Origin of the sequence: Streptomyces sp. NBC_00178 (assembly GCF_036206005.1) — a bacterium.
Classification (GTDB): domain Bacteria; phylum Actinomycetota; class Actinomycetes; order Streptomycetales; family Streptomycetaceae; genus Streptomyces.
Window position 1 is genome coordinate 1,275,766 of record NZ_CP108143.1, and the last position, 16,122, is coordinate 1,291,887.

Sequence of the window (16,122 nt, forward strand, 5' to 3'; positions counted from 1 at the left end):
GCGGACGGCCGCCGCGTCAGCCGATGTCCGGCGGGTCGATCCTGATCCGCACCGGGTCACCGGCGGCGCGGGCCGTCCTGGCCGCCTGCGCGGCCTTGAGCGCGGCCGCCAGTGCCGCGCCCCGGCCCGGCGGGACCCTGATCAGCGCCCGCTCCCAGGTCTCCCCCGCCGGGGCGTCGCCCTGCCTGCGGGGCCTGCCCGGCACGGCTCGCGGCACGGGTACGGGCCCGAGCACCTCGGCCTCCGCGGGCAGCTCGGCCCCGGCGAGCCAGGCGGCCAGAGCCTCCGGCGGGCCCGTGACCGAGGCCATCCGGGAGACCGGCGGGAAGCCGAGCTCGGCCCGCTCGGCGAGCTCCCGGCGGGCGTGGCCGACCGGGTCCCAGCGCACCAGGGCCTGTACGGGCCGCAGCGTGGGCTCGGCCACGATCACCACGGTCCCTCCCTCCGGCTGCCCGCGCACGAGCGCCGCGGCGGCGGTCCAGCGCCGCAGCGCCTCCTCCCCCGCCCGCAGATCGGGCCGCCCGACCATCGCCCAGCCGTCCAGCAGCAGGGCGGCGGCGTACCCGCCCTCCGCCACCGGCTCCGCCCCGGGCGTACTGACGACCAGCGCGGGCTGATCCGGCACGGAGTCCAGCACGTGGTCCCGGCCCGACGTGCGCACGGGCACGGTGGGAAAGGCACGCCCCAGCTCCTCGGCGGTCCTGCGGGCGCCGACGATCTGCGCGCGCAGCCGCAGGCCGCCACAGGCCGTGCAGCTCCAGGCGGTCTCGGCCCGCCCGCACCAGGCGCAGTCCAGGCCCCGCTGGTCCGGCGCCTGGAGCGGCCCCGCGCAGTGCCTGCACCGGGCGGGCTCCCGGCAGCGCTCACAGGCGAGCCGGGGCGCGTAGCCCCGGCGGGGCACCTGGACGAGCACGGGGCCGCTGCGCAGCCCGTCCCGCACGGTCTGCCAGGCGAGGCTGGGGAGCCTCGCCGAGCGGGCGGCGCCGTCCCGCGCCAGTTCGCCGTCGCCCACCGTGCGCACCAGCGGTGCGGCGATCCGCAGCTGGTCGCGCTCCGCGCGCAGCGGCAGGGCCCAGCCGCTCTCGACCAGTTGCGCGGCCTCCACGGTGCAGTTCGTGCCGCCCAGCAGGAACGCGCAGCGGCCGTGCGCCGCCCTCAGTTCCAGGACCTCCCGGACATGCGGGAAGGGGGCGTTGTCGTCGCTGTGGCTGGAGTCGCCGTCGTCCCAGACCGCCACCAGGCCGAGGTCGGCGACCGGGGCGAACATCGCCGCCCGGGTACCCACCACCGCGCGCACGGAGCCGCGGCGGACCGCCAGCCACTGCCGGTAGCGCTTCTCGGGGCCCGAGTCGGCGGTCAGAGTCGCGTGGCGGCCCTCCCCCAGGACCTCGGTCAGCGCCGCGTCGACCCGCCCGGCGCTCCGGCCGTCCGGCACGACGACGAGCGCGCCCCGGCCCGACGCCAGGGTCGCCGCCATCGCGCGGGCGATCTCCTCGGGCCAGTGCGGTCCCGGCAACGCCGTCCAGACCGCCCTGGGCGCACCACCCTCGCTCAGCGCGCGCAGGAACGCGGGTCCCTGCGCGTAGCGCTCCCAGGTTCCGGCGGCCGGGACGGGCGGCACGGGCAGGGGCGCGGGTGAGGGCTTGGACTCCGCGCGGCCGTTCCTCGGCGGCACGGCGAGCTGCAGCACGTCCGCGAGGCTGCCCGCGTACCGGTCGGCGACCGCGCGCGAGAGCTCCAGCAGCTCCGGTCCCAGCACCGGTTCGGGTGACACGACGTAGGCGAGGGCCGCGAGCGCGCCCTGGTAGTCGGACGAGGCGCGCCGCTCGATCAGGAAGCCGTCGATGAGACCGCCGCCCTCGCGCCGCCCGCCGCGGACCTGGCGTCCGCCGGCGCCGAACCGCACCCGCACCCGCACACCGGGCTGCGCGTCGGCGTCCAGCTCCTCGGGGACCGCGTAGTCGAAGTACTGGTCGAGGTGGAGGGCGCCCTTGTTCACCAGGACGCGGGCGACCGGGAGCTCCCCGGCGAGCGGGGCACCGCGCCAGGTCCTGGGCTTGGCCCGCGGCACCTTGGCCGCGCGCACCGTCTCCCGGATGAACGCAAGCTGCTCCGGTGCCCCGCCCTCGGGCTTGCCGGACCGCTCGTCGTCGCTGCTCACAGCTGAATTCCTACCAGATGCCACCGACAGCCGGCCGGGACGGCCCTGCGGCCCCCGCGGGTTCCGGGGAGACGCTCCGGGGCCCGGACACCGTGTCTGGCGGTGTCCGGGCCCCGGAGCGAAGGACGGCGAAGCAGCGGCGGTTCTAGAGACCCGCCGCCGTGCGCAGCGCCTCGACGCGGTCGGTGCGCTCCCACGTGAAGTCGGGCAGCTCACGGCCGAAGTGACCGTACGCCGCGGTCTGGGCGTAGATCGGACGCAGCAGGTCGAGGTCGCGGATGATCGCGGCCGGACGCAGGTCGAAGACCGCGCCGATGGCGTGCTCGATCTTCTCGGTGTCGACCGCGGCGGTACCGAAGGTCTCGACGAAGAGGCCGACCGGCTCGGCCTTGCCGATCGCGTAGGCCACCTGGACCTCGCAGCGCGTGGCGAGCCCGGCCGCGACGACGTTCTTGGCGACCCAGCGCATGGCGTAGGCGGCCGAACGGTCGACCTTGGACGGGTCCTTGCCCGAGAAGGCGCCGCCGCCGTGGCGGGCCATGCCGCCGTAGGTGTCGATGATGATCTTGCGGCCGGTGAGGCCGGCGTCACCCATCGGGCCGCCGATCTCGAAGCGGCCGGTCGGGTTCACCAGCAGGCGGTAGCCGTCGGTGTCGAGCTTGATCCCGTCCTCGACGAGCTGCGCGAGGACGTGCTCGACGACGAACTCACGGATGTCGGGGGCGAGCAGCGAGTCCAGGTCGATGTCCGACGCGTGCTGCGAGGAGACGACGACCGTGTCGAGACGGACGGCCTTGTCGCCGTCGTACTCGATGGTGACCTGGGTCTTGCCGTCGGGGCGCAGGTACGGGATGGTCCCGTTCTTGCGGACCTCTGAGAGCCGGCGGGAGAGCCGGTGCGCCAGGTGGATCGGGAGCGGCATCAGCTCGGGCGTCTCGTCGCAGGCGTAGCCGAACATCAGGCCCTGGTCGCCGGCGCCCTGCTTGTCGAGCTCGTCCTCCTCTTCCCTTCGGGAGGCACCCTGGACCCGCTTCTCGTAAGCGGTGTCGACGCCCTGCGCGATGTCCGGGGACTGCGCCCCGATGGAGACCGAGACACCGCAGGAGGCTCCGTCGAAGCCCTTCTTGGAGGAGTCGTATCCGATCTCCAGCACCTTGTTGCGCACGAGGTTGGGGATGTCGGCGTAGGCCTTGGTCGTGACCTCACCCGCGACATGCACCAGACCCGTCGTGATCAGGGTCTCCACGGCGACGCGCGAGGAGGGGTCCTCCCGCAGGAGTGCGTCGAGAATCGTGTCGCTGATCTGGTCGGCGATCTTGTCGGGGTGGCCCTCGGTGACGGACTCCGAGGTGAAGAGACGGCGGGACACATCGCTCCCTGGGGTTGCAGCGGCTGCTGGCTGATCATTGTGGGACTGCCGGGAGCTGCGCCCGGCACATTCCGTCGACCAGTTTATCGGTCGCATCCGGTGATTGAGCCACACGTCTCGCCCCTTGGGAGGTCTGTGACCTGCGGCACTGTTGACGACGGTACGACAATCCCTCCTTTCGGGTGCGGGCTATGGGCCTTTTGCTCGACAACCGTTCCGCCGGACGCGGGGGGCGGCGTCTAGTCCAGGCGCGTCACCACGAGGTCCCACACCGTGTCGGCCAGCGCCTCCTTGGGTCCGTACGGCACGGCGGTCTCGCCGCCGTCGGCTGCCAGCACGACCGCCTCGTTCTCCTCGGACCCGAAGGTCTTGCGCTCGCCCACCTCGTTGACGACGAGGAGGTCACAGCCCTTGCGGCGGAGCTTCTCGCGGCCGTTGGCGAGGACGTCGTCCGTCTCGGCCGCGAATCCGACGACGACCTGCCCCGGCCGGGCCCGGCCGGCGGCGACCTCGGCGAGGATGTCCGGATTGCGGACGAGGGCGACGGCCGCGGGTTCCTGGCCGTCCTTCTTCTTGATCTTGCCCGTGGCGTACTCGGCGGGGCGGAAGTCGGCGACCGCCGCGGCCATGACCACCACGTCGGCGTCGGCCGACGCCTCCAGCACGGCCTCCCGGAGCTGCACGGCGGTCCCGGCGCGCCGGACGTCGGCCCCGGCGGGATCGGGGAGACCCGTGTTCGCCTCGATCAGGGTCACCCTGGCTCCCCGGGCGACGGCGGTACGGGCCAGCGCGTAGCCCTGCTTCCCCGAGGAGCGGTTGCCGAGGTAGCGGACCGGGTCGAGGGGTTCACGGGTACCGCCCGCGCTGATCACCACATGGCGTCCGGCGAGGTCGGGGGTGCCGGGGCCCCGGGCCAGGACGCGTCGGCACACCTCGAAGATCTCCGACGGGTCGGGCAGCCTGCCCTTGCCCGTGTCGACGCCGGTGAGACGGCCGACGGCGGGCTCGATGACCACGGCACCGCGGCGGCGCAGCGTGGCGACGTTCTCCTGGGTGGCGGGGTGCTCCCACATCTCGGTGTGCATGGCGGGCGCGAAGACGACCGGACAGCGCGCGGTGAGGAGTGTGTTCGTGAGGAGGTCGTCGGCGAGGCCGTGGGCTGCCTTGGCCAGCATGTCGGCGGTGGCCGGGGCGACCACCACGAGGTCGGCGCCCTGACCGATGCGCACGTGCGGCACCTCGTGCACGCTCTCCCAGACCTCGGCCGAGACGGGATGGCCCGACAGGGCCGCCCAGGTGGCGGCCCCGACGAAGTTCAGCGACGCCTCCGTCGGCACGACCCGGACGTCGTGGCCTGACTCGGTCAGCCTGCGCAGCAGCTCGCACGCCTTGTACGCGGCGATGCCTCCGCTGACCCCCAGGACGACCCTCGGCTTGTCCACTGCGTCTCCCCGCACTCGTGTCTCCGGCGTACCCGGCCCCGGGCGGGCCCGGGGCATACGGACTCCATGCTGCCTCACGGTGCGCGCCGGCCCGCGGCGGGTCCGGTGCCGGACACACCACGGGCCCGGCGGTGAGGACCGCCGGGCCCGTGGTGAAGGTGCGTCTGCCGCCTGCTTACTGCGCGGGGCCCTCGATGGCCTCGGAGGTCAGCAGGCCCGCGTTGATCTCGCGGAGCGCGATCGAGAGCGGCTTCTCGTGCACGTGGGTGTCGACGAGCGGACCGACGTACTCGAGGAGGCCTTCACCGAGCTGCGAGTAGTACGCGTTGATCTGGCGCGCGCGCTTGGCGGCGTAGATCACAAGGCTGTACTTCGAGTCGGTGGCCTCGAGGAGCTCATCAATCGGCGGGTTGATGATGCCCTCGGGCGTGGTGATGGAAGAGGACACTCTCTGCCTTCCGAAGGGGATAGAGGTCAAAGAGATCTTTGACCGTGCTGGTTCCGCAGTGGTGATGCTCTGCGTCCGCGGAACGCCGGCGAGGGACCCGGGAGGGTCAGTCGTCGGTGCCGCGGAGGCCGGAAGCCTGCAGCATCAACGTTAGCAGCTCGCGTGCCACGTCCTCGACGGAGGTGTTGACGAGCGTCGTATCGAATTCGTCCTCGGCGGCCAGCTCGACCTTCGCGGCCGTGAGCCGGCGCTCGATCACGTCGGGCGCCTCGGTGCCGCGGCCGGTGAGCCTGCGCACCAGTTCGTCCCAGCTCGGAGGGGCCAGGAAGACCAGCTGCGCCTCGGGCATGGACTGCCGGACCAGCCGGGCACCCTGGAGGTCGATCTCCAGCAGCACCGGCTCGCCCGCGTCCAGGCGGTCGAGCACGGCGCGGCGGGGCGTGCCGTAGCGGTTGCCCGCGAACTCGGCCCACTCGAGCAGCTCGCCGTTGGCGATCAGCTTGTCGAACTCCTCGTCGTCCACGAAGAAGTAGTGGACGCCGTTGCTCTCCCCGGGGCGCGGCTTGCGTGTCGTGGCCGACACGGAGAGCCACACCTCGGGGTGAACCTTGCGCATATGAGCGACGACCGTGCTCTTGCCGACCCCGGAGGGGCCGGAGAGCACGGTCAGCCGCGGACGTACGTCCGGGGGTACGGGGGACGTCCCCCGGGATGTTGCAGCCATGGAGCGATTATCCAGCTTCTCAGGAGTGCCTGAGAACGTCAGGCGGGACTGCCGCCGAACTCACGCTCCAAAGATGCGATCTGGTTGGAGCCGAGACCCCGGACCCGGCGGCTCTCGGAGATGCCGAGCCGCTCCATGATCTGCTTGGCGCGGACCTTGCCCACGCCCGGCAGGGACTCCAGTAGGGCGGAGACCTTCATCTTGCCGATGACGTCGTTCTCCTGGCCCGACTTGATGACCTCGTGGAGGGAGGCGCCGGAGTGCTTGAGTCGATTCTTGACCTCGGCCCGCTCCCGGCGAGCCGCGGCGGCCTTTTCGAGCGCGGCTGCGCGCTGTTCAGGGGTAAGGGGCGGAAGAGCCACGCCTACGTCACCTCGGATGTCGATCTGTCGGATACGGACCGGCGAGGAGCCTGATGGCTCCGCACCTGGTGAGCAACGAACAGCTTGTGCTCGTTGGCTCTCGACGGAGACTAGCGGCCAAGGCCGCCCGAGTCAGCGAGAACAGACGAAAAGTCCTGGTCAGCTGTGCCCGACCGGGACATTTCGGCCATAACAACCCGGTTTTCCGGTCAGGATTCCTTCGACAGCCTGTTACGTGGCATGGTCAGCTTTCCGGGACGGCCGAACGGACCTCGTCCGCGAACCGTCCGGCGGCTTCGCGCAGCCCTGACGCGTCCGGTCCGTGGCGGAGCACGCCCCGGCTCACGCTGGGCACCACGTTGCGCACCGCGGCGCCGAAGACGCGGGGCAGATCCGCCGGCGTCGCGCCCTGGGCGCCGATGCCGGGGGCGAGCAGCGGGCCGTTGATCGCGAGATCCGCGCCCGTGTCCCCGAGCGTGGCACCGACCACGGCGCCGACCGAGCCGAGGGGCGTCGCGCCCTCGTTCTCCGCCGCCATGTGGTCGAGCATCACCTGGGCCAGCGTCCGCCCGTCACCGGCGGTGGCCCGCTGGACCTCCGCGCCCTCCGGGTTGGACGTGAGCGCGAGGACGAACACACCCGCGCCGGAGACCGCCGCGGCGTCGAGCGCCGGGCGCAGCGAGCCGAAGCCCAGGTACGGCGAGACGGTGACGGCGTCGGAGAAGAGCGGCGAGTCCTTGTCGAGGTAGGTGGCCGCGTAGGCGCCCATGGTGGAGCCGATGTCGCCGCGCTTGGCGTCCATGAGCACCAGGGCCCCGGCCGCGCGGGCCTCCTCGACCGCCTTCTCCAGGACCGCGACGCCGCGTGAGCCGAAACGCTCGAAGAAGGCGGACTGGGGCTTCAGGACGGCGACGCGGTCGGCCAGGGCCTCCACGACCGTGCGCGTGAACCGTTCGAGGCCCGCGATGTCGTCGTTCAGGCCCCACGAGGTCAGGAGCGAGGCGTGCGGGTCGATGCCGACGCAGAGCGGTCCGCGGGTGTCCATGGCGTGGCGCAGACGCGCGCCGAAGGGTTCGGGTGTCACCGGGTGGCCTTCCGGGTCTCGGCGCCGACGGCTTCGGCGAGGGTGGCGTACGGGGAGGCGGCCAGGCGGGCGGCCAGCCCCTTGTGGATCGCGCGGGCGTAGAACGGGCCCTCGTAGATGAACGCGCTGTAGCCCTGGACGAGCGTGGCGCCGGCGAGGATGCGCTGCCAGGCGTCCTCCGCCGTCTCGACGCCTCCGACGCCCACCAGGGTGAGCCGGGTGCCCACGCGGGCGTAGAGGCGGCTCAGGACCTCCAGGGAGCGCTTCTTGAGGGGCGCGCCGGAGAGTCCTCCGGTCTCGCCCGTCAGCGCCGCCGGCGACGTCAGGCCGAGGCCGTCGCGGGCGATCGTGGTGTTCGTGGCGATGATGCCGTCCAGACCGAGCTCCACGGCGAGGTCGGCGACCGCGTCGACGTCCTCGTCCGCGAGGTCCGGGGCGATCTTGACGAGCAGCGGGACGCGCCGGTCCGTCACGGTGCGGTCGGCCGCCTCGCGCACCGCGGTGAGCAGGGGCCTGAGCGATTCGGTGGCCTGGAGGTTGCGCAGGCCCGGGGTGTTGGGGGACGAGACGTTCACCACGAGGTAGTCGGCGTGGGCGGCGAGCCGCTCGGTGGACTTCACGTAGTCGCCCACGGCCTCGGCCTCGGGGACCACCTTGGTCTTGCCGATGTTGACGCCGACGGTCGTGCGGAAGACCGGGCGGCGTGCGGCGAGGCGCTCCGCCACGGCCGCCGAGCCCTCGTTGTTGAAGCCCATGCGGTTGATCAGCGCCCGGTCGGCGACGAGGCGGAACAGCCGCTTGCGGGGGTTGCCCGGCTGCGGTTCGCCGGTGACCGTGCCGATCTCGATGTGGTCGAAGCCGAGCATCGACATGCCGTCGATGGCGACGGCGTTCTTGTCGAAGCCGGCGGCCAGACCGAAGGGGCCGTGCATCCGCAGGCCGAACGCCTCGGTGCGCAGCGACTCGTGGCGGGGGGCCAGCGCGGCGGCGGCGAAGGTGCGCAGCACGGGGATCCGGGCGGCGAGGCGGATCCAGCGGAACGCCGCGTGATGGGCCTGCTCCGGGTCCATCCGCTTGAAGACCAGCTGGAAGAAGAGTTTGTACATCACGGTGTCCTCATGAAGAGGGGGACACCGTTTCCGGTGTCCCCCTGCTGGGCCTGACTGCTAGTCGCGTGCCGCGGTCAGATGTTCCGCGTGTTCCTGGAGGGAACGTACGCCGACCCCTCCGTGGTTGAGCGCGTCGATGCCCTGGACGGCGGCGGCGAGGGCCTGGACCGTCGTGAGGCACGGCACGGACCGGGCCACGGCGGCGGTGCGGATCTCGTAGCCGTCGAGCCTGCCGCCCGTGCCGTAGGGCGTGTTGACGATGAGGTCGACCCCGCCGTCGTGGATCAGCTGGACGATGGTCTTCTCACCGTTGGGCCCCTCGCCCTCGGACTGCTTGCGCACGACGGTGGCGTTGATGCCGTTGCGCTTGAGCACCTCGGCGGTGCCGGAGGTGGCGAACAGCTCGAAGCCGTGGGCGACGAGTTCGCGCGCCGGGAAGATCATCGAACGCTTGTCGCGGTTGGCGACGGAGATGAAGGCGCGGCCCTTGGTGGGCAGCGGACCGTAGGCGCCCGCCTGCGACTTGGCGTACGCGGTGCCGAACACCGAGTCGATGCCCATGACTTCACCGGTGGAGCGCATCTCCGGGCCGAGGACCGTGTCGACGCCGCGGCCGTGGACGTCGCGGAAGCGCGACCACGGCATGACGGCCTCCTTGACGGAGATCGGCGCGTCCAGCGGCAGGGTGCCGCCGTCGCCCTGCCGGGGCAGCAGCCCCTCGGCACGCAGTTCGGCGATGGTCGCGCCGAGCGAGATGCGGGCGGCGGCCTTCGCGAGCGGGACGGCGGTCGCCTTCGAGGTGAAGGGGACGGTCCGCGAGGCACGCGGGTTGGCCTCCAGCACGTACAGGATGTCGCCGGAGAGCGCGAACTGGATGTTGATCAGTCCGCGGACGCCGACGCCCTTGGCGATGCCCTCGGTCGAGGTGCGCAGCCGCTTGATGTCGAAGCCGCCGAGCGTGATCGGGGGCAGCGCGCAGGCCGAGTCGCCGGAGTGGATGCCGGCCTCCTCGATGTGCTCCATGACGCCGCCGAGGTAGAGCTCGGTGCCGTCGTAGAGCGCGTCGACGTCGATCTCGATCGCGTCGTCGAGGAAGCGGTCGACCAGGACCGGGCGGGTGGGGCTGATCTCGGTGGACTCCTCGATGTAGGAGGAGAGGCGGATCTCGTCGTAGACGATCTCCATGCCGCGCCCGCCGAGCACGTACGACGGGCGTACGAGGACGGGGTAGCCGATCTCGTCGGCGATGGCCTTGGCCTCGGCGAACGTGGTCGCCGTGCCGTGCTTCGGCGCGGGCAGGCCGGCCTCGGCGAGCACCCGGCCGAAGGCGCCCCGGTCCTCGGCGGCGTGGATGGCCTCGGGGGACGTGCCCACCACGGGGACACCGTTGTCCTTGAGCGCCTGGGAGAGGCCGAGCGGGGTCTGGCCGCCGAGCTGCACGATGACACCGGCGATCGGACCGGCCAGCGACTCCGCGTGCACGATCTCCAGGACGTCCTCCAGCGTGAGCGGCTCGAAGTAGAGCCGGTCGGAGGTGTCGTAGTCGGTGGAGACGGTCTCCGGGTTGCAGTTGACCATCACGGTCTCGTAGCCCGCGTCGCTCAGGGCGAACGAGGCGTGGACGCACGAGTAGTCGAACTCGATGCCCTGGCCGATGCGGTTGGGGCCCGAGCCGAGGATGATCACCGCGGGCTTGGTGCGGGGCGCGACCTCGCTCTCCTCGTCGTAGGAGGAGTAGAAGTACGGCGTCTTCGCGGCGAACTCCGCCGCGCAGGTGTCCACCGTCTTGTAGACGGGGCGGATGCCGAGCGCGTGCCGGACCTCGCGCACGACGTCCTCGCGCAGGCCGCGGATCTCACCGATCTGGGCGTCGGAGAAGCCGTGCCGCTTGGCCTGGGCGATCAGCTCGGCGTCGAGGCGCTCCGCGGCGGCCAGCTCGTCGGCGATCTCCTTGATCAGGAAGAGCTGGTCGACGAACCAGGGGTCGATCTTCGTGGCGTCGAAGACCTCTTCCTGGGTCGCCCCGGCGCGGATCGCCTGCATCACGGTGTTGATGCGGCCGTCCGTCGGGCGGACCGCCTCCGCGAGCAGTTCCGCCTTGTCGCCGGGCTCGCCGGTGAAGGCGAACTGAGAGCCCTTCTTCTCCAGGGAGCGCAGGGCCTTCTGCAGCGCCTCGGTGAAGTTCCGGCCGATGGCCATGGCCTCGCCCACCGACTTCATGGTGGTGGTGAGGGTGGAGTCGGCGGAGGGGAACTTCTCGAAGGCGAAGCGCGGGGCCTTGACGACGACGTAGTCGAGGGTCGGCTCGAAGGAGGCCGGCGTCTTCTCGGTGATGTCGTTCGGGATCTCGTCCAGCGTGTAGCCGACGGCCAGCTTGGCCGCGATCTTGGCGATCGGGAAGCCGGTGGCCTTCGAGGCGAGCGCGGAGGACCGGGAGACGCGGGGGTTCATCTCGATGACGATGACCCGGCCGTCGGCGGGGTCGATGGCGAACTGGATGTTGCAGCCGCCGGTGTCGACGCCGACCTCGCGGATGATCGCGATGCCGATGTCGCGCAGTCGCTGGTACTCGCGGTCGGTGAGGGTCATCGACGGGGCGACCGTGATGGAGTCACCGGTGTGGACGCCCATGGGGTCGAAGTTCTCGATGGAGCAGACGACCACGACGTTGTCGTTCCGGTCGCGCATGAGCTCCAGCTCGTACTCCTTCCAGCCGAGGATGGACTCCTCCAGGAGCACCTCGGTGGTCGGCGAGAGCGTGAGCCCCTGTCCGGCGATGCGGCGCAGCTCCTCCTCGTCGTGGGCGAAGCCGGAACCGGCGCCGCCCATCGTGAAGGAGGGGCGGACGACGACGGGGTAGCCGCCGAGCGTGTCGACGCCGGCGATGACGTCGTCCATGGTGTGGCAGATGACGGAGCGGGCGGACTCGCCGTAGCCGATCTTGGCCTTGACGGCCTCGACGACGCCCTTGAAGAGGTCGCGGTCCTCGCCCTTGTTGATGGCCTCGACGTTGGCGCCGATCAGCTCGACGCCGTACTTCTCCAGCACACCGTTGTCGTGCATGGAGATCGCGGTGTTGAGCGCGGTCTGGCCGCCCAGGGTCGGCAGCAGGGCGTCGGGGCGCTCCTTGGCGATGATCTTCTCGACGAACTCGGGGGTGATCGGCTCGACGTACGTGGCGTCGGCGATCTCCGGGTCGGTCATGATCGTCGCGGGGTTGGAGTTCACCAGGATGACGCGCAGGCCCTCGGCCTTGAGCACGCGGCAGGCCTGGGTGCCGGAGTAGTCGAACTCGGCGGCCTGACCGATGACGATCGGACCGGAGCCGATGACCAGGACGGACTGGATATCGGAGCGCTTAGGCACGCTGGCCCTCCATCAGGGTGACGAAACGGTCGAAGAGGTACGCGGCGTCGTGCGGGCCCGCGGCTGCTTCGGGGTGGTACTGGACGCTGAAGGCCGGCTGGTCGAGCAGCTGCAGCCCTTCGACGACCTGGTCGTTCAGGCATACGTGGGAGACCTCGGCCCGGCCGAACTCCGTGTCGGAGACCTTGTCGAGCGGGGCGTCGACGGCGAAGCCGTGGTTGTGCGCGGTGACCTCGACCTTGCCGGTCGTGCGGTCCTGCACCGGCTGGTTGATGCCGCGGTGGCCGTACTTCAGCTTGTAGGTGCCGAAGCCGAGCGAGCGGCCCAGGATCTGGTTGCCGAAGCAGATGCCGAAGAGCGGGGTCTTCCGCTCCAGGACGCCGCGCATGAGGGCGACCGGGTGGTCGGCGGTGGACGGGTCGCCGGGGCCGTTGGAGAAGAACACGCCGTCGGGCTCGACCGCGTACACGTCCTCCAGGGTGGCGGTGGCGGGCAGGACGTGCACCTCGATGCCGCGCTCGGCCATGCGGTGCGGGGTCATGCCCTTGATGCCGAGGTCGACGGCCGCGACCGTGAACCTCTTGGTGCCGACGGCGGGGACGACGTACGCCTCCTTCGTGGCGACCTCGGCCGCGAGGTCGGCGCCGGCCATCTCGGGCGCCTGGCGCACGCGGGCGAGGAGCGTCTCCTCGTCGGCGATGCCCTCGCCGGAGAAGATGCCGACGCGCATCGCGCCGCGCTCGCGCAGGTGGCGGGTGAGGGCGCGGGTGTCGACACCGCTGATGCCGACGACGCCCTGGCTCGCGAGCTCCTCGTCGAGGGAGCGGCGCGAGCGCCAGTTCGAGGGCACGCGTGCGGGGTCGCGCACGACGTAACCGGAGACCCAGATCCGCTTCGACTCGGCGTCCTCGTCGTTGACCCCGGTGTTGCCGACGTGCGGGGCGGTCATGACGACGACCTGGCGGTGGTACGAGGGGTCGGTGAGCGTTTCCTGGTAGCCGGTCATGCCGGTGGAGAACACAGCCTCGCCGAAGGTCTCCCCCACGGCCCCGTAGGCGCGGCCGCGGAAGGAGCGGCCGTCCTCCAGGACGAGTACGGCGGGAGCTTTTCCGGCTCCCCGGGTGGAGATCGTCATCGTGCGGTGCCTTCCGTCGTGCTGGTGGGGTGGTCGGCGGCTGCGCCGCCGAGGTGGTTGACCGCGTCGACCCATGCCTGGTGCTCGGCCGCGCGGTCGGAGCGGAAGCCCGAGTCGATCAGCCGGTCGCCGAGCGCCCAGGTGATGACCAGGAGACCGCCCTCGGGCAGGACCTTGCCCGCGAGTGCCTTGTCCAGCCTGGCCTCGCGCAGCGCGGACGCCGGGACGAAGAAGTCGGCTGCGCCGGGCCGTACGACGTCGAGGCCCTGCTCGGTGAGGGTCAGCTCGACGCGGCTCCGGGTGCCGAGGCCGTGCGCGACGATCCGGTCGAGCCACTGCCCGGCGGTCGTCGACGCGTGGTAGCGGCCGGACAGGGTGAGGAGTTTCCCGCCGTCCGCGAACCCTTCGGGGGTGGTCGCGAGTGCGGGGATGCCGGACTGCAGGCGGCCCCGCCACTTCCATCCCTGGCGCATGAGCCAGTAGACGAACGCGACGAAGACGATCAGTCCGACGACCCAGCTGATGCGGGCGGACCAGTCGGTCACCTCGGCCGATTTCTGGTCCGCGGCCAGCAGGTACAGCTGGGGTCCGGAGTTGAGTGATGTCACGCGAGCTTCCCGTCGACGACCGTGGCACGGCCCCGCAGGAAGGTGTGGGTCACTCGGCCGGGCAGCTCGCGACCCTCGTACGGAGTGTTGCGGCTGCGGGAGGCGAAGCCCGCGGGGTCCACTGCTCCACGGTATGCCGGATCGACCAGGACGAGGTTGGCGGGCTCACCCGCCGAGACGGGGCGGCCGTGTCCCTCGAGGCGGCCGATGGCCGCGGGGCGCGTCGACATGCGGTCGGCGACGCCCGCCCAGTCGAGGAGACCGGTCTCCACCATCGTCTCCTGGACCACGGACAGCGCGGTCTCCAGGCCGACCATGCCCATGGCGGCGGCCGCCCACTCGCAGTCCTTGTCCTCGTGCGGGTGCGGTGCGTGGTCGGTGGCCACGCAGTCGATGGTGCCGTCGGCGAGGGCCTCGCGCAGGGCCATGACGTCGGCCTCGGTGCGCAGCGGCGGGTTCACCTTGTAGACCGGGTTGTAGGACCGCACGAGTTCGTCGGTGAGCAGCAGGTGGTGCGGGGTGACCTCGGCCGTGACGTTCCAGCCCTTGGACTTGGCCCAGCGCACGATCTCGACGGACCCGGCGGTCGACAGGTGGCAGATGTGCACCCGGGAGCCGACGTGGGCGGCGAGCAGCACGTCGCGGGCGATGACCGACTCCTCGGCGACGGCGGGCCAGCCGCCGAGGCCGAGCTCCGCGGAGACGACGCCCTCGTTCATCTGGGCGCCCTCGGTGAGGCGGGGCTCCTGGGCGTGCTGGGCGACGACGCCGTCGAAGGCCTTCACGTACTCCAGGGCGCGGCGCATGATCACCGCGTCGTCCACGCACTTGCCGTCGTCGGAGAAGACCTTCACCCCGGCGGCGGAGTCGTGCATGGCGCCGAGCTCGGCGAGCTGCTTGCCCTCCAGGCCGACGGTGACGGCGCCGACGGGCTGCACGTCGCAGTAGCCGGACTCCTTGCCGAGCCGCCAGACCTGCTCGACGACACCGGCGGTGTCGGCGACGGGGAAGGTGTTGGCCATGGCGTGGACGGCGGTGAAGCCGCCGATCGCCGCGGCCCTGGTACCGGTGAGGACCGTCTCGGAGTCCTCACGGCCGGGCTCGCGCAGGTGGGTGTGGAGGTCGACCAGACCGGGCAGCAGGATCCGGCCCTCCGCCTCGATCACGGTCGCGCCCTCGGCGTGGAGCCCGGTGCCGGTCGCCGCGATGGTCTCGCCGTCGATGAGGACGTCCTGCGGCTCGCCGCCGAGGACCTTCGCACCGCGGATCAGGATCTTGCTCATGGTTACTTGTTCTCCTCGGTACGGGCGGCGGCGGACGTCAGGGCGGTCTCGGAGCCGCCCAGCAGCAGGTAGAGGACGGCCATGCGGGTCGAGACACCGTTCGCGACCTGCTCCACGGCGGTGCAGCGGTCGGAGTCGGCGACCTCGGCGGTGATCTCCATGCCGCGGACCATCGGGCCGGGGTGCATGACGATGGAGTGCTCGGGCATCCGGGCCATGCGCTCGCCGTCCAGGCCGTAGCGGCGGGAGTACTCGCGCTCGGTGGGGAAGTAGGCGGCGTTCATGCGCTCGCGCTGCACACGCAGCATCATGACCGCGTCCGACTTCGGCAGCACGTCGTCGAGGCGGTAGCTGACGTCGCAGGGCCACTGCTCGACGCCGACGGGCACGAGGGTCGGCGGGGCCACCAGGGTGACGTGCGCACCCAGGGTGTGCAGCAGGTGGACGTTGGAGCGGGCCACCCGGCTGTGCAGGATGTCGCCGACGATCGTGATCCGGCGGCCTTCGAGGTCGCGGCCGATCCCGGCGTCGGGGCCGACCAGCCTGCGGCGCATGGTGAACGCGTCCAGCAGGGCCTGGGTGGGGTGCTCGTGCGTCCCGTCGCCCGCGTTGACGACCGCGCTGTCGATCCAGCCGGACGTCGCGAGACGGTACGGGGCACCCGAGGCACCGTGCCGGATGACCACGGCGTCCGCGCCCATGGCCTCCAGCGTCAGGGCGGTGTCCTTGAGCGACTCGCCCTTGGAGACGGACGAGCCCTTCGCGGAGAAGTTGATGACGTCGGCGGAGAGGCGCTTGGCGGCGGCTTCGAACGAGATCCGGGTCCGCGTCGAGTCCTCGAAGAAGAGGTTGACGACGGTACGGCCCCGGAGGGTGGGGAGCTTCTTGATCGGCCGGTCGGCGACCCTGGCCATCTCCTCGGCGGTGTCGAGGATCAGGACGGCGTCGTCACGGGTGAGGTCGGCGGCCGAGATGAGGTGACGGGGGGTCCGGGGGTTGTCCCCGGGAGGGCGCAGCATCTGGGATCTCCG

The 16,122-nt window shown here is 71.7% G+C and carries 13 protein-coding genes; all 13 read right to left on the reverse strand.

The features are described from left to right. Positions 1-16: 16 nt before the first annotated feature. The gene (locus tag OHT61_RS05320; protein WP_329035477.1) at positions 17-2,161 is read right to left on the reverse strand and encodes a primosomal protein N'; all 2,145 of its coding nucleotides are present in this window, start codon (positions 2,159-2,161) and stop codon (positions 17-19) included. A 145-nt stretch (positions 2,162-2,306) separates the two neighbouring features. Next, positions 2,307-3,530 (reverse strand): methionine adenosyltransferase, encoded by a 1,224-nt coding sequence (metK, locus tag OHT61_RS05325; protein ID WP_329035478.1) that lies wholly within the window; start codon positions 3,528-3,530, stop codon positions 2,307-2,309. Between the two features lie 239 nt (positions 3,531-3,769). Then, positions 3,770-4,972 carry a bifunctional phosphopantothenoylcysteine decarboxylase/phosphopantothenate--cysteine ligase CoaBC gene (gene coaBC, locus OHT61_RS05330; protein ID WP_329035480.1) on the reverse strand — a complete coding sequence of 401 codons (1,203 nt, stop codon included), beginning with the start codon at positions 4,970-4,972 and terminating at the stop codon, positions 3,770-3,772. A gap of 175 nt (positions 4,973-5,147) precedes the next feature. Next, complete coding sequence (gene rpoZ / locus OHT61_RS05335) at positions 5,148-5,420, reverse strand: DNA-directed RNA polymerase subunit omega (RefSeq protein ID WP_003970369.1); 273 nt, start codon at positions 5,418-5,420, stop codon at positions 5,148-5,150. A 106-nt stretch (positions 5,421-5,526) separates the two neighbouring features. Continuing rightward, a complete protein-coding gene (gene gmk, locus OHT61_RS05340; protein ID WP_329035482.1) occupies positions 5,527-6,144 on the reverse strand; it encodes a guanylate kinase in 618 nt (205 codons plus the stop codon). A 38-nt stretch (positions 6,145-6,182) separates the two neighbouring features. Continuing rightward, complete coding sequence (locus OHT61_RS05345) at positions 6,183-6,506, reverse strand: integration host factor (RefSeq protein ID WP_024490957.1); 324 nt, start codon at positions 6,504-6,506, stop codon at positions 6,183-6,185. Between the two features lie 244 nt (positions 6,507-6,750). Next, positions 6,751-7,590 (reverse strand): orotidine-5'-phosphate decarboxylase, encoded by an 840-nt coding sequence (gene pyrF, locus OHT61_RS05350; RefSeq protein WP_329035483.1) that lies wholly within the window; start codon positions 7,588-7,590, stop codon positions 6,751-6,753. Next, entirely contained in the window at positions 7,587-8,696 is a 1,110-nt protein-coding gene (locus OHT61_RS05355) for a quinone-dependent dihydroorotate dehydrogenase (RefSeq protein ID WP_329035485.1), read from the reverse strand. The genes pyrF and OHT61_RS05355 overlap by 4 nt, the downstream gene beginning before the upstream one ends. 60 nt (positions 8,697-8,756) lie before the next feature. After that, entirely contained in the window at positions 8,757-12,065 is a 3,309-nt protein-coding gene (carB, locus tag OHT61_RS05360) for a carbamoyl-phosphate synthase large subunit (protein ID WP_329035486.1), read from the reverse strand. Then, complete coding sequence (gene carA, locus OHT61_RS05365; RefSeq protein WP_329035488.1) at positions 12,058-13,200, reverse strand: glutamine-hydrolyzing carbamoyl-phosphate synthase small subunit; 1,143 nt, start codon at positions 13,198-13,200, stop codon at positions 12,058-12,060. The genes carB and carA overlap by 8 nt, the downstream gene beginning before the upstream one ends. Further along, entirely contained in the window at positions 13,197-13,808 is a 612-nt protein-coding gene (locus OHT61_RS05370; RefSeq protein WP_329035489.1) for a PH-like domain-containing protein, read from the reverse strand. Before OHT61_RS05370 ends, carA begins: the two co-directional genes overlap by 4 nt. Next, a complete protein-coding gene (locus OHT61_RS05375) occupies positions 13,805-15,091 on the reverse strand; it encodes a dihydroorotase (protein ID WP_329035491.1) in 1,287 nt (428 codons plus the stop codon). The genes OHT61_RS05370 and OHT61_RS05375 overlap by 4 nt, the downstream gene beginning before the upstream one ends. Positions 15,092-15,093: 2 nt before the next feature. Further along, positions 15,094-16,110 carry an aspartate carbamoyltransferase catalytic subunit gene (locus tag OHT61_RS05380; RefSeq protein ID WP_329035492.1) on the reverse strand — a complete coding sequence of 339 codons (1,017 nt, stop codon included), beginning with the start codon at positions 16,108-16,110 and terminating at the stop codon, positions 15,094-15,096. Between the last annotated feature and the right edge of the window lie 12 nt (positions 16,111-16,122).